Origin of the sequence: Streptomyces dengpaensis (assembly GCF_002946835.1) — a bacterium.
Taxonomy (GTDB): Bacteria; Actinomycetota; Actinomycetes; order Streptomycetales; family Streptomycetaceae; genus Streptomyces; species Streptomyces dengpaensis.
The window spans coordinates 6,946,541-6,963,530 of record NZ_CP026652.1 but is presented as its reverse complement, the minus strand read 5'-3'; the positions used below and the strand labels follow the sequence as shown (position 1 = coordinate 6,963,530).

Below are 16,990 nucleotides of genomic sequence, written 5' to 3'. Positions count from 1 at the left end.
GGAGCGCTTACCGTGCCCATGGCAACCTTCCGCGATCACGGAGGTCACTATGCTCCCCCACATTCTCGGCTCCGCTCGAAGCGCGGGGACCCCCATGTCCAGACGGGCCCTGCTCGCCGCCGGCACCGCCGCGGCGGCGCTGACGCCGGTGCCGGCCATGGCGGGAGAAGCCGGCGGCCGCAGGCTGCGTACCGGCTTCGAGCGACTGGCCGAGGGCGGCTACGCCCAGCTCCGCGGCCAGCGGACCGGCATCGTCACGAACCCCACCGGCGTCACCCGCGACGTACGCCACATCGTCGATGTCATGCACGCCGACGACCACGTGGACCTGATCGCCGTCTTCGGCCCCGAACACGGCTTCCGCGGCACCGCGCAGGCGGGCGGCTCCGAGGGCCGCTACGACGACCCGGCGACCGGACTGCCTGTCTACGACACGTACTTGAAGAGCGGTCAGCCACTCGCCGACATCTTCACCGCCTCCGGCGTGGACACCGTCGTCTTCGACATCCAGGACGTGGGCGCGCGCTTCTACACGTACATCTGGACGCTCTACGACTGCATGGAGGCCGCACAGCTCGCCGGAAAGCGCTTCGTGGTGCTCGACCGGCCGAACCCGGTGACCGGGCGCGCGGCCCAAGGACCCGTCCTGCACAAGGAGTTCGCGACGTTCGTCGGACGGCAGCCCATCGCGCAGGCGCACGGGATGACCGTGACGGAGCTGGCGCGGCTGTTCAACGGGGAGTTCCTCGCGAAGCCGGTGGAGCTGGAGACCGTATTGATGTCCGGCTGGAAGCGTTCGGAGTTCTACGACGCCTCCGGCCTCCCCTGGGTGCCGCCGAGCCCGAACATGCCGACTCCCGACACCGCCCTGGTGTACTCGGGGACGTGTCTCTTCGAAGCGACGAACCTGTCGGAGGGGCGGGGCACGACCCGCCCGTTCGAGCTGCTGGGCGCGGAGGGCGTCGACGGCCGGTGGGCTCGCGAGGCCGGCCGACTGGGGCTTCCCGGCGTGCACTTCAGAGAGGCGTACTTCGCTCCCACCTTCTCCAAGTTCCAGGGCAAGACCATCGGGGGCGTACAGATCCATGTGCACGACCGGGCGGCGTACGACCCCGTACGCACCGGAATCGGCCTCCTGGTGACCGCCAAGAAGGTCTGGAGCGGCTTCACTTGGCGCTCCGACAACTGGATCGACAAGCTGACGGGCTCCACGCGCGTACGCTCGATGATCGACGCGGGAGCGACGACCGACGAGGTCGTGGCGGCTTGGCAGGACGAACTGAGCGCGTTCCGGCAGGTGCGGAAGGAATACCTCCTCTACTGACGCATCTGATGCGTCTGACGCGTACCGACGCGGCTGATCCGTCTGATGCGCCAGACCCCTCAGACGCGTCACACCCTCGGATGAGTTTCGTTCACGGGCTAGGTACGGATGGGTCGTGGCCTATGGCCAACCCTGGCCGCCAGTAGGACGATGCGCGTAGATCGCACCGCCCACGGGGGACGAGGGGGCTTGTCATGGCGGATCCGGAAGTGAGTGTCTCTCCCTACTGGGAGCTCACCTTCGACGCGGAGGGGGACGTGGACGGCCGCCAGCGGGACCGGCTGCTCAAGGAGGTGGCGCAGCGCAAGGTCCGTGACCTGGTCGTCTTCGCGCACGGCTGGAACAACGACCGCTCGGTCGCCACCCGGCTGTACAGCCGCTTCTTCGAACCATTCCCGGGGCTCGCGCCGAGCGCGCGCCTCGGATACGTGGGAGTGGTGTGGCCCTCGATGCGGTTCTCGGACGAGCCGATCCCCGACCTTCCCGCGTCGGTGGCCGCCGACGTCTCCGGGGGCGGGGCCGGGCAGCCAGTGCTCGACGAGAACACCCGGCACGCGCTCCTGGAGGTGTTCCCGGGCCGCGCGACGGTGGTCGAGCAGATCGCCCGACTGCTGGAGCAACAACCGGACGAGGGCGCCTCGTTGGAGGAGTTCGGACGTCTCGTACGGCTGCTCGTCGAGATCCGGCCGCAAGGACCGCAGGCCTCCTTCGCCGCGGACACGCTGGCGGAGGGGGTGCCGGAGAGCGACCCCGAGATGCTGTTCGGGGACATGGCGACGGTCTGCGGCGAGTTCGCCCAGGCGCTGGCCGAGGCCGGGACGCCCGGTGCCGCAGCGGACCAGGAGGTGCCGCACACTTCGTTCGCGCTGCCACGGCTGTGGGACGGCGCGCAGGAACTGCTGCGTCAGGCCACGTACTACGCCATGAAACGGCGCGCGGGCACGGTCGGCGAGCGCGGGCTCGGGCGCGCGATCGGGCAACTCGCCAAGGCGGCACCGGATGTACGCGTGCACCTCGTCGGGCACAGCTTCGGCGGGCGCCTGGTCTCCTTCGCGCTGCGCGGACTGCCCGAGGGCGTGCGCTCGGTGAAGTCGGTGACCCTGCTCCAAGGGGCCTTCTCGCACTACGCGTTCGCGGCGCGCCTGCCGCACGACCCGCGGGCGAGCGGCGTACTCGACGGCCAGCAGAACCGCATCGACGGTCCCCTGGTCTGCTGCTACTCCCACTTCGACTCGGCGCTCGGCACGATCTATCCGCTGGCCTCGCGGATCGCGGGCGACTCCCGGACGGCCACGGCGGACTTCGGCATCGGCCGCGCCCTGGGCGCCAAGTGGGGTGCGATGGGCCACGACGGGGTGCAGGCGGTGGCGGGCACGAAGCGGTTCACACTCGCCGATGCCCTGCGCACGCGGCTGCCCACCTCGGGCTGCGTGAACATCGACTCCGCCGCGGTGGTCAAGCGCGGCGGTCCCCCGTCCGGGGCCCACAGCGACATCTGCCACCACGAGCTGGCAGAGGTGGTGCTGGCCGCGGGGCGGGTTCGCTGACGCTGCGGCCAACGGGCGTTGGCCAACGGGGGGTGGCCTACCGGCGTTGGCCAACAGGAGCGGGCCAACGGACGTAGGCCAACCACCGTTGACCAACCAACGTTGACCAACCAACGTTGACCAACAGCCGGACGCCACCAGCGTTGGCCAACAGGCACAGGCCAACCACCGTTGGCCAACGGGCGCAGGCCACCAGCCGTAGTCACCGGTCACCGATGTGACGTGAACTCCACCACCTGCTGATACGTCGGCCGGTTCTGCCAGCTGATGTTGTAGTGCTTGATGCCGCCGAGCGCGCGGTGGCTGATCGAGTCGGCGCACCACTGGTCGCCTGCCGAGCACACGTCATCGCCGGGGTAGACCTGGGACGCCGTCTTGCCGGCCGCCTCCTTGAGCGTGCTGATCAGGATCTCCCGGCAGGCGCCGAGGCTGCCGCCGCCGCAGTACTTCTGCGGCAGACCGCCCGGCACCGACTCCCCCAGCACCGCCCGGATGTCCTTGTCGACATAGCTCCACCAGCCGTACTGGAAGGAGCTTCCGGCGTGCGAGCCGGTCGGGCCGTGTGCGGCCGACGGCGACTCGTCGACGGGGAGGTTGCTGGTGATCGCGGTGTACAGGTCGCTGCCGAGACCCGGCTCGAACTCCGCCTTCACCAGAAGCGACCACCAGGCGTCCAGGATGCGGATGGCGTCGGCATTGGCGTACGTCTTCGAGCCGGCCGACGTCTCCGTGCGCCTGGCGCCCGCCGTCACCCACGCGGACAGCTTGCTGACGGCCGCCGCGGCCGTGGGGTCCGTGACCGTCGAGCTGTTGATCACCTTCAGCAGGTCCGGCAGCACGTCCTCGGCCCGCAGGTCGGCGAGCCCCGCGTCGGCCATGGCCTTCACCAGCGCGGACCGTGTCACACCGCCCGCCGCGACCAGCTTCTTCACCCGGTCCTCCAGCAGGTTGCCACGGTGTACCGAGCCGACGCCCCAGGAGGCCGCCGCGTAGTCCTTGGCCTGCTTGTTGTTCCAGGAGATGTAGTAGTCCTGATCGATGGAGTTGGGGTGCTCGGACGCGGGGGTGTAGTCGGCCGTGTTGGTCGCCGGGTCATAGTTCTTCCACTCGTACGCGGCCTGCGCCCGCACCGGGAAGTCGGCGTCGACGCCGGTGGCGCGCACCGGGTTGTCGCCGCTGTTGTAGTACGCGGTGTGCGTCGAGTCGGCATAGAACCAGTTGAAGGTGTAGTTGATGTGCTGCACCGCCTTCTGGAAGGTCTCCGGGCTCTTCACGTAGTCCGGGTCGTTGAGCATCTGGAAGCCGATGATCGAGTCGGTCTCGTGCATGAAGGAGGAGCGCAGTGTGGTGTACGCGACCTTCTTGCCGTCGACCGTCGCGCGGTACGCCACGGGGCCGTACTTGGTGCGGTAGACCTGCATCCGGTACGAGCCCGCCGCGGTGCCGTCGGCGACCGTCGGCTTCCAGGAGTTGGTCTGCTCGACCTTCTCCATGGCCGTGCAGGTGCCGTGGTACAGGTAGTGGTAGTCGTCCCGGCACAGCTCGACGGCGTACGTGTCGATGACGTCCTGGCCGGAGGTCGTCGCGCTCCAGGAGTAGTCCTGGCCCCGGCCGAGTTCGACGTACATGCTCAGACCCGCGAAGGAGGCGCCGCGGGCGCTCAGGCCCGGGCCCTGGATCTCCTGGAGCATGAGCAGCTGTGGCGCGAAATAGCCGGTTTGCGGGCCGAAGACGGCGATCGGGTGGCCGCTTGCGGTGTGCTTGCCGCTCACCACGAGGGCGTTGGACATGCCGCGTTTGGCCGAAGTGAGGGAAGCCTTGGCCGCCGAGGTCGAGGCCTTGGTGGCGGTGGAGGTGGCCGCGCTGCCGGTGCGGTCGTAGACGAGCTGCTCCTGGGTCACCGAACCGGCGTCGGGCAGCGCCGCGCCCTGCGGGCTGTCCGGCTTGGTCGCGTACGGGAAGCTCTCGCCGTTGTGGGCGGTGAGCACCGCTTCCGGGTCGTTGCGCTCGCGGAAGGACTCCCAGACCTCGGTGCCCTCGGTCACGCCGTACTTGGACTGGGCGGCGAGGAGCGAGATGGCGTTGCTGACCTCGCCGCCGCCTCCGGAGCCGAAGAGCGCGCCGATGACGGAGGCCAGCGCCACCAGGTCGGTAACCTTGAAGTGCTCGATGGTGCCGGCGTTGGTGATCGAGTCCTTGTGGCCGGTCAGGACGTACTCGCCGGGGAAGTAGCGGCCGCTGTCGGAGGCGTCGATGTAGGCGTTGATGCCGTCGATGTAGGCGTTGACGTCGGCGAGGGCCTGCTGCCCGCGGGCGCCGCCCTTCGCCACGGCGCTGTCGATCTGGGCCTGCAGGTCGGCCTCGGTATAGGGCGCGTTGCGCCAGAACTCCTGCTCCAGGCCCTGGTTGGAGGGGGCGCCGCCCGCGAAGGGGGTCAGCCGGCCGCGTCCGACGTGCCGGAAGACGTCCATCAGCCACAGCCGGTCCTGGGCGGCGGCGTACCCGGCCCCGTACTCGGTGCCGTAGCGGGTGGTGCCGGTGATGTGCGGTACGCCGGTCTTCTTGTCGCGGACGATCGTCACATCGTTGCGGCCGCCGGGCTTCGTGGTCGAGGCGACCTGGTCCGAAGGAACCCCGAAGGAGGCGTCGTTGAAGAAGTCGTTGATCTTGGCTTCGGTGAGCGTGGGATGGCCGGTGGCGAGGTTGGCGTAGGGGGCGAGTTGGTCCTCGGCGTGGGCCGGCTGCGTACCGAAGGCCTGGTTGAGGAGGATCTCGACGAGGGTCGCGTTGCCGTTCTGGCCGGGCGGCAGGATGTCCGAACACTGGCCGCCGCAGTGGTCGTTCGCCGCCGCGCTCGCCGAGGTGCCGGCGGCGGCTGTGCCGGCCTCGGCCGAGGTGCCGGCCGCGGCCGCCTGGGAAAGCGGCGACAAAAGACCGGCAATGAGCGCGCATAGGGATGCGGCCGTGAGGAACTTGGGGAATCTGCGGGGAGTTCTCAGTCTGTCAAGCGTGGTGCGTGGGGTACGCCGAGGCATGGCAGCTCCTACCGACGGGGGTGTGCCGGACGTTACCGCCGGTATCCCCGAGATTGAAGATGAACATGCGTCAGTTTTTGGGAGATTAACCGGAGTCGGGCGGCGCCGCCCAAGGCGGCTGACAGCAGCGGGAGGCAGGCCGGGAGCGGCTCGGCGGGTGGCTTATGGCGGTCATCGAAAAATGGATGGAGCCGAATCGCTTGTCGATACGTCTATTCGGCAACGTCCCTACGACGACGCCGAAGTGACCGAAGTTCAGATACAGGTGTGACGGAGGTGCAGGGCGATGGCCGGTTTCCGGAGTCTGGCGAGACAGGTGCGAGATCCGATGTGCGACCTGGCGCTGCGACGCTATTCACTGCGCAAGTGCCTTGAGAGGTTCGCCCCTTATGGGCATCGGGCGACCTGGGACCATCTGTGCTCCCGGGCCGGGTTCGGTCCCGAGGACCGTTCCCCCGATCCAGCGCGGCTCGTGGCCGCACTGGACGAGTTGGAGGAGGCCCGCTCCGTCTGGCTCGCCTACGAGGTCGGGTTCGCGCAGCGTCGCAAGAAGGAGAAGCACGACGGGCTGCGCAGGCCGGGCAGTGTCGACGACTGGCACCGGCTGACCTGGGGCGGCTTCGGGGTCGCATGGTGCGACGACCCGCGGATCCACCCCCATGAACCACTGGCCGAGGTGCTGCGCCGGCTGATCGCCGCGCTGGAGCGCGAGCCGGGCGCGGTCTGCCCGGTATGCGCCGGGGAGCGCCTCACGTGGAAGTACGACCTGGCGCACGAACCGTCGTCGGGTCCGGTCTGCACGGACTGCGGAATCGTGGTGCCGCGGCCCGTTCTCACGCCCGAAGCCCTGGCGGAGGCCAGGCGCGGACGGCTGCTGGTGTCAGCTTGAGCGCTCCGCCGGGTTGAGCGGTCGGTGTCAGTGGCGCCTGGCACCATCGAGGGCATGGTGCAGATCTGTCTGAACGGAGCGCGCGGGGCGGCGGACGGCGCCGTCGTGCCCATGTCGCCCGGCGCGATGGCCCAGTCCGCGGCCGAGGCCGTCGCGGCCGGCGCCTCGGACATTCATGTCCATCCCAAGACCCCCTGCGGACAGGACACTTTGTCACCGAAGGCGGTCGCGGCGACGCTCGAAGCGATACGGGCACGGGTGGCCGTCCCGGTCGGAGTGACCACCGGCGCGTGGGCCGAGCCGGACTCCGCGGCCCGTGTGGAGTACGTCCGCTCCTGGACCGTCCTGCCCGACCACGCCTCGGTCAACTGGCATGAGCCGGGCGCCGAGGAGGTGGCGGCGGCGCTCCTCGACCGCGGAATCGGTGTGGAGGCGGGCATCTGGTCGGGGACGGACGGCGCCACCCGGTTCGCCGCGTCGCCACTCGCGCCGCGGGTGCTGCGGGTCCTGGCCGAGGTCATGGACACCTCCCCCGACACGGCGGAGGAGTCGAGCCGAGCACTCCTCGCCGACCTCGGCACCGCGCACGGTCGCCCCGTCCTGCTGCACGGCATGGAGGGCGGCGCCTGGCCCGTGCTGCGCCTCGCCGGTCGGCTGGGGCTCATGACCCGGATCGGCCTGGAGGACACGCTGGCCCTGCCCGACGGGGAACGGGCGATATCCAACGGCCAGTTGGCGGCGGAGGGGTTGGCTCAGTACAGGGCGGCGGCGCAGCGCCTGTCGTAGGAGAGGGGAGGCCGAGAACTTCGACGCGGGCCGTGAACTCGTGCTCGGCTCACCGAATGGAGCCCGAGGCCTGTTCAGCGGCAGTCCTCGGGCTGCCGCTGCCGCTCCTGCTCACGGCGTTCCCGCGGCCGGGCGGCGGGATCCATCATGAGGCTGGAGCCGGTCCCGCGCTCGCCGAAGACGTCGTCCGGGTTGGAGAGCACGCAGTTCTCCAGGGACAGACAGCCGCAGCCGATGCAGTCCGTGAGGTGGTCTCGCAGCCGGCTCAGCTGCTTGATGCGCTCATCGAGTTCGGAGCGCCAGGCCTCCGAGAGCCGGGCCCAGTCCTCCCTCGTCGGGGTGCGCTCCTCGGGGAGTTCGGCGAGGGCCTCGCGGATGGTGGCGAGCGGGATGCCGACGCGTTGCGCAGCCCGTACGAAGGCGACGCGGCGCAGCGCGTCGCGCTGGTAGCGGCGCTGGTTTCCCGTGGTGCGGCGGCTGCTGATCAGACCCTTGGACTCGTAGAAGTGCAGGGCGGAGACGGCGGCGCCGCTGCGGGCCGACAGCTGGCCGACCGTGAGTTCGTGGATCTTCTCGGGAATCTGGGGCACTCCTCGAACTTTACCTACCCCGTCACACCTGCGGAGCGTTGACAGGAGCCCTCGGCCCGACCATGCTAAGCAGTTGCTTAGACATAGCGACGCGGGAGGCCAGGGACATGGCAGAGCCGAGGATCTTCACGTCCGCCGACGAGCTGAAGGCTGCGGTGGGCGAACAGTTGGGTCACAGTGACTGGCTGGAGATCGACCAGAAGCGGATCGACCTGTTCGCGGACGCCACGGGCGACCACCAGTGGATCCACGTGGACCCGGAGAAGGCGGCAGCGGGCCCCTTCGGCACGACGATCGCGCACGGCTATCTCACCCTGTCGCTGCTGCCCGCCCTGGTGCCGCAGGTGATGCGTGTCGAGGGCATGAAGATGGGCGTCAACTACGGCTCGAACAAGGTGCGCTTCCCCGCCCCGGTGCCGGTGGGTTCCCGGGTGCGCGCCACCGCGGTCCTCAAGGAGGTCGCCGAGGCCGGGGGCGGAGTCCAGGTCACGGCCGCGGTGTCCGTGGAACGCGAGGGCGGGGACAAGCCGGTGTGCGTGGCCGAGTCGGTGTCTCGCTACTACTTCTAAGACCGCCCGCACATCCGGCGCCCCGACGATCCCGGGCCCATGATCCGGCGCCCGGCGCCCCGGAGCGGGCTACTTCTTGGCCCCCACCATCCGCAGCACGAGGTCGGCGTAGAGCGCGCCGACCTCGTCCGGTGTCCGCGGGCCGTTGACGTTGAACCAGCGCGCCACGTCGACGCACAGCGACAGCACCGCGATGGTGGTGCCAGGTACGTCGGGCACGTCGAAGTCGCCCGCCGCCACGCCGTCCTCGATGATGCCGCGCACCTCGGCATCGCACTGGTGGCGCAGGGCGACGATCTCGGCGCGGGCGTCCGGGCCGAGCGAGTCCAGTTCGTACTGGACGACCCGCGCGGTGGTGCGCCCCCCGGCGTGCCAGCCGACGAAGGAGCTCACGGCGTCGGCGAGCCGCTCGGTCGCGCTGCCTTCGCCCTGGGCCGCCGTCCGCAGGATGTCGAGAGCCTTTTCGTGGCCGATCCGGCTGATCCGGTGAAGCAGCTCTTCCTTGGTCTTGTAGTGGATGTACAGCGCGGCCGGGCTCATGCCCGCGCGGCCCGCGATGTCCCGGGTCGTCGTCGCGTGGTACCCACGCTCGGCGAAAGCCTCCACGGCGGCGATGAGCAGCCTCCGGGCAGCGTCAGGGGTGACCTCGGCCCACGGCTGCATGTCCGCGCCGGCCGTATCCTCCGCCGTACTCATCGCTCGTTCGCCCCTCTCGCCACCAGAAACCACCACCATACCGCTGACGGTGAGCGGGCGCTTAGCGTGGCCGCTCAGAGCTTTTCGAAGGGGTGGTACGTGCGGGCCTGCGCCTCCTGCCTGTCGCGGATCACTTTGGCCAGGGTGAAGGCGGAGGTGACCAGGTACAGGACGGCGATGCCCAGGAAGCCCCGCACCCAGGCGTCGGCGTTCAGTTTGAAGATACCGATCGCCGTGGCGGCCATGGCGACGGCGAAGGAGGCGACGGCCTGGCCGTGGAAGGCGGCCGTGTTCTGCTGCTTGCCCGGTGAGTCACTCATGGGGACAAGCGTCGGCGGTAGAGGGGCCGGCCACATCCGCCGACGTACTCAGTCCGGTACTCAGACAGCCGAAACCCCGGCCGGCACTCTGAGAACCGAAACCGCACCGGTCCGTACTCAGAAGGCCGAAACCCCGGTCAGAGCACGGCCGATGACCAGCTTCTGGATCTGGCTCGTGCCCTCGTAGAGGGTCATCACGCGGGCGTCGCGCAGCAGCTTCCCCGCCGGGTATTCGTCGATGTAGCCGTAGCCGCCGAAGACCTGGAGCGCGTTGTTCGCGGCGCGCACGGCGGCCTCGGAGGCGAAGAGCTTGGCTTTCGAGGACTCGGTGGCGAACGGCAGCCCGCGGTCGATGAGATCGGCGACCCGCCAGGTCAGCAGCCGGGCCGCGTCCACGTCGACGGCCATGTCGCTGATCAGCTCCTGTACGAGCTGGTGGTGGGCGATGGTCCTGCCGAACTGCTCGCGCTCGGTCGCGTACGTCACGGCCGCGTCCAGCGCCGCCTGGGCGATGCCGACGCAGCCCGCCGCCACGGACATCCGCCCCTTGGCGAGCGCGGACATGGCGACGGCGAACCCCTTGCCCTCGGGCGCCATCATGACGGTCGCGGGCACGCGCACATCCTCGAAGACCAGCTCGGCAGTGGCCTGTCCGCGCAGCCCGAGCTTGCCGTGGATGGTGCGGCGGGACAGGCCGGGGGTGTCCGTCGGCACGAGGAAGGCGGAGATGCCTCTGTGCCCCGGGGCGTCGGTCGACCGGGCGAAGAGGAGAACGACATCGGCCCAAGTGCCGTTCGTGATGAACATCTTGGTGCCGTTGATGACGTAGTCGTCGCCGTCGCGTACGGCCTTCGTCGACAGATGGCCCGCGTCCGAGCCGGCGCCGGGCTCGGTGAGTCCGAAGCAGCCGACGTACGCGCCGGAGGTCAGCCCCGGCAGCCACTGGCGCTGCTGCTCCTCGCTCCCCCAGGACGCGATCGACTTGGCGACCAGGCCCAGCGAGACGGAGACGATCCCGCGTACGGAGGAGTCACCGCGCCCGAGTTCCTCCGTGACGAGGCAGTACGCGAGGTGGTCGCCGCCGCTTCCGCCGTACTCCTCGTCGAGGGTGAGCCCGAGGAAGCCGACCTCACCGAGCTTCTTCACGATGGACCGGTCCACTTCCTCGGCACGGTCCCACTCGATGACATGCGGGGCGACCTCGCGGTCCACGAAGTCCTTGGCGAGCCGGCGGGCGGCGGTCTGCTCCTCGCTGAGCTCCAGGTTCATACCGAGTCACCCCACAGATAGCGGACAGATGGCGGACACCGAACGGGCAGGGAAAGTCACAGAAGCCGCACATTTAAATTAGCACTGCTAGTTTCTGGTCGCAGCCCTACTATGTGCGCCATGGCCCGACCGCGCAAGCCCCTCCTCAGCACCGACCGCATCGTCGAGACGGCACGGGCCCTGGTGGACGCCGAGGGCCTGGCGGCCGTCTCGACGCGCCGGCTCGCGGCCGAACTGGGGGTGAGCGGGCCGTCGCTCTACAACCACTTCCGCACCAAGGACCAGATCCTGGAGGCGGTCGCGGACTCGGTGAGCGCGCAGGTCGATCTGTCGATGTTCGAGGACGGTCGTGATTGGCGTACCGCGCTGCACGACTGGGCCGTCTCGTACCGCGCGGCCCTGCGGGACCACCCGAACATCGTTCCGGTCCTCGCGCGCGGGCCCGGACGCAGGCCCGCCGGGCTCCGGCTCGCCGACGCGGTGTTCGGTGCGATGGTCGACGCGGGGTGGCCGGCGGCTCAGGCCACGTCGATCGGGGCGCTGATGCGGTACTTCGTCATGGGGTCCGCGCTCGGCTCCTTCGCCGGGGGGTTCGTCGATGACGCCACCACCTACGATCCTGCCGACTATCCCCATCTCGGACAGGCGCATCTGCTTGCGGAGCGCCAGGAGAAAGTCGATGAGCGGGCCTTTGAGACGGGGCTCGCCGCGTTGCTGGATGGGCTGGCGCTGCAGTATGAGCGGCTGGTTCAGGGGGTTGAGGGACGCCCGAGGGGCTGATGCCTGGCACGTTTCGGTGAACGCCGAAGCGTTCGTGTCGCATGCTTGCGGGCATGACCAGGGCGAAGGATCCGGTGGGACCGGGGCTCGCGGCGTTGGCCGGGCTGATGGCGGACGAGACGCGGGCCGGTTTTCTGGTGGCGTTGCTCGACGGGCGGGCGTGGACCGCCGGGGAGCTGGCCCGGCACGCCGGAGTCGCGCCGTCGACCGCCAGCGAGCACCTCGGGAAACTCGTGTCGGGCGGCCTGCTCGCCGAGGAGCGCCAGGGCCGGCACCGGTACGTGCGGCTCGCCGACGCCCGCGTGGCCCAGCTCGTCGAGGACCTCGCCGCGCACGTCCGGCCGGCCGTCGCCGGGCGCCCGCGCTCCCTCCGGGAGTCCAGCGCGGGATCGGCCATGGCACGCGGCCGTACCTGTTACGACCACCTCGCCGGACGGCTCGGCATCGCCCTCACCGACGCCCTGACCGGCCGCGGGCTGCTCCGCACAGCGGGTGAGCCGGAGACCGGAGCGGCCCGGAGGCGAACCCGTGAAGGAAAAGGGCTCACCGGGTTCGCGCTCACGGACGCCGGACTGCGATGGTTCGACGCCGCGGGCATCAGCCTCGAGCGCACCGGCCGCCGCCCTTTGGCCCGCGCCTGCCTCGACTGGACCGAACGGCGTCCCCACCTCGCGGGCACCGCCGGCGCGGCACTGTGCCGACACGCCCTGGACGCGCGCTGGTGCGTACGCATCGGCTCGGAACGGGCGGTCAAGGTCACCCCCGAGGGCACCCACGCCTTCGCCGAACTCCTCGGCATCGAGGCGACGGCGCTCAGCTGACCGGACGGAGCGCGCCGCGGTTCCGGGGTGCGCTCCGGAACCGCGGCCCGAAGGCGTCAGTTCTCGTGCGTCGCCCTGTCCGCCAGGATCTTGATCGACACGAGCGCGATCACCGCGAGCCCGATGATGTACGCGGACACGGCCATCGACGTGCCCGTCGCCTCGAGGAGCAGCACCATCAGGAAGGGGGCGAGCCCGCCGCCGAACACGGCCGCGATCTGGTAGCCCAGCGAGGCGCCCGTGTACCGCATCTCGGGCGTGAACAGCTCCGCGAACAGGGCGGCTTGGGGCCCGTACATGATGCTGAGGAAGCAGCTCGCGACGAACGTGCCGACGGCCAGCCACAGCAGCGAGCCGGTGTCGATCAGCAGGAACATCGGTACGGCCCACAACGCGATGCCGGCTGCGCCGAACGCGTAGATCCTGATGCGCCCGACGCGGTCGGAGAGCGCGGCCGACGCCGGTATCAGGATCAGCTGGGTGAGGCTGACACAGAGCGAGATGGTGAGCACCGCGCTGCGCTTCATGTCGAGTTCACGGGTGGTGTAGTCGAGGATGCCCGTGATGAGGATGTAGAAGGTCGCGGTGTTCACGGCGAAGGAACCGCCCGCGAGGAACACCGTGCCGAGGTGCCCGCGCAGGATCGTGCGCAGCGGGGAGCTCTTGGTTCCCTTCTCCTCCTCCGCCAACGCCGCTTCCGCCGCCCGGAATTCGGGGGTCTCCTCGACGCGGGTGTGGATGTACCAGGCGAGCCCGAGCACGAACAGGCCGACCAGGAAGGGCACGCGCCAGCCCCAGGCGGCGAACGCGCTCTCACTGGTGGTCGCCCCGGCGATGAGGAAGACGCTGTTGGCGGTCACCACCCCGATGGGGACGCCGAGTTGGACGAAGCTGCCGTACACCCCGCGCTTGCCCTCGGGGGCGTACTCGGTGGCGAGCAGCATGGCGCCGCCCCACTGCGCGCCGACGGCGATGCCCTGGACGACGCGCAGGGCGACGAGCAGGATCGGGGCGGCGACGCCGATGGTGTCGTAGGTGGGGAGCAGGCCGATGCCCGTGGTGGCCACGCCCATCAGGGTCAGGGCGAGTACCAGCATGGGCTTGCGGCCGCGCTTGTCGCCGAGGTGCCCCGCAACGACTCCGCCGAGCGGGCGGGCCAGGAAGCCCACGGCGAAGGTCGCGAAGGCGGCGAGGACCCCGGCGGACGAACTGCCCGCCGGGAAGTAGAGATCGCCGAGCACCAGGGCGGCGGCGATGCCGAAGACGAAGTAGTCGTACCACTCGACGGCCGAGGCGAGCGCGGCCGCGGTGGCCACCTTGCGTCGGTTGCGTGCAGCGGGAGGAGTGGCGGACCGAGGGCGAGCGGATGGTGCGGATGGTGCCGTGTCCATGCGTGCACACTCCGGTGGGTGCGGGAACGGAACGGGGGGGACGGGACGAGGGGGGTGGCCGCGATTCCCGGGAACATACTGACCGGACGGTACGGCGGTCAACGGTTTGTGCGGCAGCGGTTTGACTGCACATGGCAACCAGGTGGGGACTCTGCGCGCACCAAGGACGCGGACTGGGCCCGCGCCAGGACGTGACCGCCCGAGCGCCGTATGCGGAGCGTGCGCAGGCCGAGGATCCCGGCCGCGCCTCGGCGGCCGGGATGCGCGGGATAAAGCCCGGCTAGAACACGATCAGCGCGCGCCCGCCCTTGCCCGCGATCATGTTGTCGAACGCCGCCGGGATGCCGTCCAGGGCGATCCGGTCGGTGACCAGGCCGCCGAGGTCGAGGCAGCCCGCCCGGATGTGTTCCGCCAGCACCGGCAGATCGCGCGCCGGGTCGGAGTTGCCGTACACGCAGCCGGAGAGCGTCCGCCCCCAGTGGAAGATCTCCAGCGCGTGGAAGGTGACCTGCTGGTCCTTGCCGCCGATGCCGACAACCGTGGTGCGGCCGCCGCGCCGGGTGGAGTCCCAGGCGGTGCGGATGGTCACGGCGCGGCCCACACACTCGATGGCGACGTCGACGCCCTGCTTGCCGGTGAGGCCGCGGATCTCGCGCGCGGTGGTGTCCGAGGCGACGACGTAGTCGGTCGCGCCGGCCTCGCGTGCGAGCGGCTCCTTCTCGGGCGAGACGTCGATGGCGACGATCTTCGACGCGCCCGCGATCCGGGCCGCCTGGAGGGCCGCGAGCCCGACCCCGCCGACGCCGAACACCGCGACGGTCTCGCCGGGCCGGACCTTGGCGGAGTGGTGGACCGCGCCGTATCCGGTGAGGACGGCGCAGCCGAGGAGGGCGGCGTCGGTGAGCGGTACGCCGTCCGGTACGGGCAGGACGCACCCGGCGGCCACGACGGTCTCCTCGGCGAACGCGGCGACGTTCAGGCCGGGGTGGAGGTCGCTCCCGTCGGAGGCACGTCGCGCGTACACGTCCGCGGCGCCCGTCAGCGCGTTGGCGCACAGCCACACCTCGCCGAGCGAGCAGGCATGACAACCGCCGCAGGACGGCGCCCAGTTGAGGACCACTCCGTCGCCGGGCGCGATGTGTGTGACGCCCTCGCCGACGGAGACGACGGTGCCGGCGCCCTCGTGGCCGAGGACGGCGGGGGCGGGCACCCGCATGGTGCCGTTGGACAGGGAGAGGTCGGAGTGGCAGACCCCGGCCGCGGCGAGCCGGACACGGACCTGGCCGGGACCGGGGTCCGGCAGGTCGATCTCGGCGATCTCCAATGGAGCGCCCACGGCGGGAAGGACAGCGGCGCGTACCACGTGCGGGCTCCTCAGAACTGGAGGGACTTGGTCTGGATGTATTCGGACAGCCCGTGTGAACCGAGTTCACGACCGACGCCCGACTGCTTGTAACCACCGAACGGGGCAAGGGGGTTGAACCGCCCGCCGTTGATGTCGACCTGCCCGGTGTCGAGCCGGCGCGCGAAGGCGACCGCCTCGGACTCGTCACCCGCCCACACCGCGCCCGCGAGCCCGTACACCGTGCCGTTCGCGATCCGGACGGCGTCCGCCTCGTCCTCGTACCGGATGATCGACAGCACCGGCCCGAAGATCTCCTCCTGAGCGATCGTCATCTCCGGTGTCACCTCGGCGAAGACGGTCGGGCTGACGAAGTAACCCTGCCGGCGCGGTGATTCGGGGCCGCCCGCGACGAGCCGCGCGCCCTCGGCGACACCCCTCTCGATGTAACCGCGCACCCTGTCCCGCTGTTTGGCGTTGACGACCGGGCCGATGCGGTCGACGTACTTCGCCGCGGCGGCCGCCGCCAGCTCGACCGCCTCCTCGTACTGCGAGGTGTGCACCAGCATGCGGGTCCAGGCGCTGCACGTCTGGCCGGAGTTGGACATCACGTTGGCGACGCCGACGCCCACCGCCTTGGCGAGGTCGGCGCTCGGCAGGATGACGTTGGCGGACTTGCCGCCGAGTTCGAGGGCGACCCGCTTGACCGCGGCACCGGCCGTGGCGCCGATCCGCTTGCCGACCGCCGTGGAACCGGTGAAGGAAACCACGTCGACGTCCGGGTGCTCGGCCAGCGCCTGGCCCGCGACCGGGCCGAGGCCGGTGACGAGGTTGAAGACACCGGCCGGGACGCCCGCCTCGGCCACGGCCTCGGCGAAGAGCTGGGCGGTGAGCGGGGTGTCTTCGGCGGGCTTCAGCACGACGGTGCAGCCCGCCGCGAGCGCCGGAGCGACCTTGGCGACGATCTGGTGCAGCGGGTAGTTCCATGGCGTGATCGCGCCGACGACACCGACGGGCTCCTGGTAGACGGTCGAGTTCCCGACCTTCTCCTCGAAGGCGTACGTCGCCGTCAGTTCGGCGTACGAGCCCGCGACGAGGATCGGCACACCGGCGTGCACCGCCTGCGAGAACGGCAGCGGTGAGCCGAGCTCGGCCGTGACGGTCTCGGCGATCTCGTCCTTGCGCGCGAGGAGGACGTCACGCAGGGCCGCCAGACGGGAGGCCCGTTCGACGGGCGGGGTCGCGGCCCAGCCCGGGAGGGCGGTACGTGCGGCCCGTACGGCGGCGTCGACGTCCTCGGCGGTGCCCGCCGGGACGTGGGCGATCACCTGCTCGTCGACCGGGTTCACGACCTCGATCGTGTCCGTGCCGACGGCGGGGCGCCAGGCCCCGTCGATGTACATGCCGTCGTGTGCCTTCATCGTGTTCCTCCCGGGCGGGCAGCGTCGTCCGGAGCCTAAACTAGCGATGATAGTTTTCGGGCGCCAGAGGTCACCGGGTCTGGCTCCGGCTCCGGCTCCGGCTCCGGCTCCGGCTCCGGCTCCGGCTCCGGCTCCGGCTCCCAGGGCATCGTCGGGGTGCGGGACTCAGAAGTCGACCCTCGTCGGGTCGTCCACCCTGGCCACGGTGTT

The 16,990-nt window shown here is 70.4% G+C and carries 15 protein-coding genes; 7 read left to right on the top strand and 8 right to left on the bottom strand.

Going from position 1 to position 16,990, the window contains the following annotated elements:
* The first annotated feature begins 94 nt into the window (after positions 1-94).
* Positions 95-1,324, top strand: a complete 1,230-nt coding sequence (locus C4B68_RS32105) for an exo-beta-N-acetylmuramidase NamZ family protein (protein ID WP_099503092.1) — start codon at positions 95-97, stop codon at positions 1,322-1,324.
* A gap of 194 nt (positions 1,325-1,518) precedes the next feature.
* Entirely contained in the window at positions 1,519-2,871 is a 1,353-nt protein-coding gene (locus tag C4B68_RS32100; protein WP_099503090.1) for a lipase family protein, read from the top strand.
* Between the two features lie 209 nt (positions 2,872-3,080).
* Here the strand turns inward: C4B68_RS32100 and C4B68_RS32095 are convergent, their stop codons facing one another.
* Positions 3,081-5,906: a penicillin acylase family protein gene (locus tag C4B68_RS32095; protein ID WP_099503088.1), complete on the bottom strand. Its 2,826-nt coding sequence runs from the start codon at positions 5,904-5,906 to the stop codon at positions 3,081-3,083.
* Between the two features lie 286 nt (positions 5,907-6,192).
* Here C4B68_RS32095 and C4B68_RS32085 point away from each other — a divergent pair, with 286 nt between their 5' ends.
* Both C4B68_RS32085 and C4B68_RS32080 read left to right on the top strand, forming a co-directional pair.
* On the top strand, positions 6,193-6,795 hold the full coding sequence (locus tag C4B68_RS32085; RefSeq protein WP_099503084.1) for a hypothetical protein: 603 nt from the start codon (positions 6,193-6,195) through the stop codon (positions 6,793-6,795).
* Between the two features lie 54 nt (positions 6,796-6,849).
* Positions 6,850-7,581 (top strand): 3-keto-5-aminohexanoate cleavage protein, encoded by a 732-nt coding sequence (locus C4B68_RS32080; RefSeq protein WP_167459204.1) that lies wholly within the window; start codon positions 6,850-6,852, stop codon positions 7,579-7,581.
* Positions 7,582-7,655: 74 nt separating this feature from the next.
* On the opposite strand, the gene soxR is transcribed toward C4B68_RS32080, so the two are convergent.
* The gene (gene soxR, locus C4B68_RS32075) at positions 7,656-8,171 is read right to left on the bottom strand and encodes a redox-sensitive transcriptional activator SoxR (protein ID WP_099503082.1); all 516 of its coding nucleotides are present in this window, start codon (positions 8,169-8,171) and stop codon (positions 7,656-7,658) included.
* A gap of 107 nt (positions 8,172-8,278) precedes the next feature.
* Between soxR and C4B68_RS32070 the strand changes: the two genes are divergently transcribed.
* Complete coding sequence (locus C4B68_RS32070; protein ID WP_099503080.1) at positions 8,279-8,740, top strand: MaoC family dehydratase; 462 nt, start codon at positions 8,279-8,281, stop codon at positions 8,738-8,740.
* 69 nt (positions 8,741-8,809) lie between these two features.
* Here the strand turns inward: C4B68_RS32070 and C4B68_RS32065 are convergent, their stop codons facing one another.
* From C4B68_RS32065 to C4B68_RS32055, 3 genes are all read right to left on the bottom strand, one after another.
* Positions 8,810-9,436: a TetR/AcrR family transcriptional regulator gene (locus C4B68_RS32065; RefSeq protein WP_099503078.1), complete on the bottom strand. Its 627-nt coding sequence runs from the start codon at positions 9,434-9,436 to the stop codon at positions 8,810-8,812.
* Positions 9,437-9,510: 74 nt separating this feature from the next.
* Positions 9,511-9,756, bottom strand: coding sequence for a YiaA/YiaB family inner membrane protein (locus tag C4B68_RS32060; protein WP_099503076.1), 246 nt, complete (start codon positions 9,754-9,756; stop codon positions 9,511-9,513).
* 117 nt (positions 9,757-9,873) lie between these two features.
* Positions 9,874-11,025 (bottom strand): acyl-CoA dehydrogenase family protein, encoded by a 1,152-nt coding sequence (locus C4B68_RS32055; RefSeq protein ID WP_099503074.1) that lies wholly within the window; start codon positions 11,023-11,025, stop codon positions 9,874-9,876.
* A 120-nt stretch (positions 11,026-11,145) separates the two neighbouring features.
* Here C4B68_RS32055 and C4B68_RS32050 point away from each other — a divergent pair, with 120 nt between their 5' ends.
* A complete protein-coding gene (locus C4B68_RS32050) occupies positions 11,146-11,805 on the top strand; it encodes a TetR/AcrR family transcriptional regulator (RefSeq protein ID WP_099503072.1) in 660 nt (219 codons plus the stop codon).
* Between the two features lie 41 nt (positions 11,806-11,846).
* Complete coding sequence (locus C4B68_RS32045; RefSeq protein ID WP_099503070.1) at positions 11,847-12,626, top strand: ArsR/SmtB family transcription factor; 780 nt, start codon at positions 11,847-11,849, stop codon at positions 12,624-12,626.
* A 56-nt stretch (positions 12,627-12,682) separates the two neighbouring features.
* On the opposite strand, the gene C4B68_RS32040 is transcribed toward C4B68_RS32045, so the two are convergent.
* The 3 genes from C4B68_RS32040 to C4B68_RS32030 form a co-directional block, all read right to left on the bottom strand.
* The gene (locus C4B68_RS32040; RefSeq protein WP_099503068.1) at positions 12,683-14,017 is read right to left on the bottom strand and encodes an MFS transporter; all 1,335 of its coding nucleotides are present in this window, start codon (positions 14,015-14,017) and stop codon (positions 12,683-12,685) included.
* Positions 14,018-14,297: 280 nt separating this feature from the next.
* Positions 14,298-15,380 carry a Zn-dependent alcohol dehydrogenase gene (locus C4B68_RS32035; protein ID WP_099503066.1) on the bottom strand — a complete coding sequence of 361 codons (1,083 nt, stop codon included), beginning with the start codon at positions 15,378-15,380 and terminating at the stop codon, positions 14,298-14,300.
* Between the two features lie 11 nt (positions 15,381-15,391).
* On the bottom strand, positions 15,392-16,780 hold the full coding sequence (locus C4B68_RS32030; protein ID WP_099503064.1) for an aldehyde dehydrogenase family protein: 1,389 nt from the start codon (positions 16,778-16,780) through the stop codon (positions 15,392-15,394).
* Positions 16,781-16,990 lie beyond the last annotated feature (210 nt).

Coding starts and splice junctions, on each gene's coding strand:
- C4B68_RS32045 (WP_099503070.1), top strand. CDS start 11,847: ATGCTTGCGGGCATGACCAGGGCGAAGGATCCGGTGGGACCGGGGCTC.
- C4B68_RS32100 (WP_099503090.1), top strand. CDS start 1,519: ATGGCGGATCCGGAAGTGAGTGTCTCTCCCTACTGGGAGCTCACCTTC.
- C4B68_RS32095 (WP_099503088.1), bottom strand. CDS start 5,906: ATGCCTCGGCGTACCCCACGCACCACGCTTGACAGACTGAGAACTCCC.
- C4B68_RS32060 (WP_099503076.1), bottom strand. CDS start 9,756: ATGAGTGACTCACCGGGCAAGCAGCAGAACACGGCCGCCTTCCACGGC.
- C4B68_RS32080 (WP_167459204.1), top strand. CDS start 6,850: ATGGTGCAGATCTGTCTGAACGGAGCGCGCGGGGCGGCGGACGGCGCC.
- C4B68_RS32070 (WP_099503080.1), top strand. CDS start 8,279: ATGGCAGAGCCGAGGATCTTCACGTCCGCCGACGAGCTGAAGGCTGCG.
- C4B68_RS32050 (WP_099503072.1), top strand. CDS start 11,146: ATGGCCCGACCGCGCAAGCCCCTCCTCAGCACCGACCGCATCGTCGAG.
- C4B68_RS32030 (WP_099503064.1), bottom strand. CDS start 16,780: ATGAAGGCACACGACGGCATGTACATCGACGGGGCCTGGCGCCCCGCC.
- C4B68_RS32040 (WP_099503068.1), bottom strand. CDS start 14,017: ATGGACACGGCACCATCCGCACCATCCGCTCGCCCTCGGTCCGCCACT.
- C4B68_RS32065 (WP_099503078.1), bottom strand. CDS start 9,436: ATGAGTACGGCGGAGGATACGGCCGGCGCGGACATGCAGCCGTGGGCC.
- C4B68_RS32085 (WP_099503084.1), top strand. CDS start 6,193: ATGGCCGGTTTCCGGAGTCTGGCGAGACAGGTGCGAGATCCGATGTGC.
- C4B68_RS32055 (WP_099503074.1), bottom strand. CDS start 11,025: ATGAACCTGGAGCTCAGCGAGGAGCAGACCGCCGCCCGCCGGCTCGCC.
- C4B68_RS32105 (WP_099503092.1), top strand. CDS start 95: ATGTCCAGACGGGCCCTGCTCGCCGCCGGCACCGCCGCGGCGGCGCTG.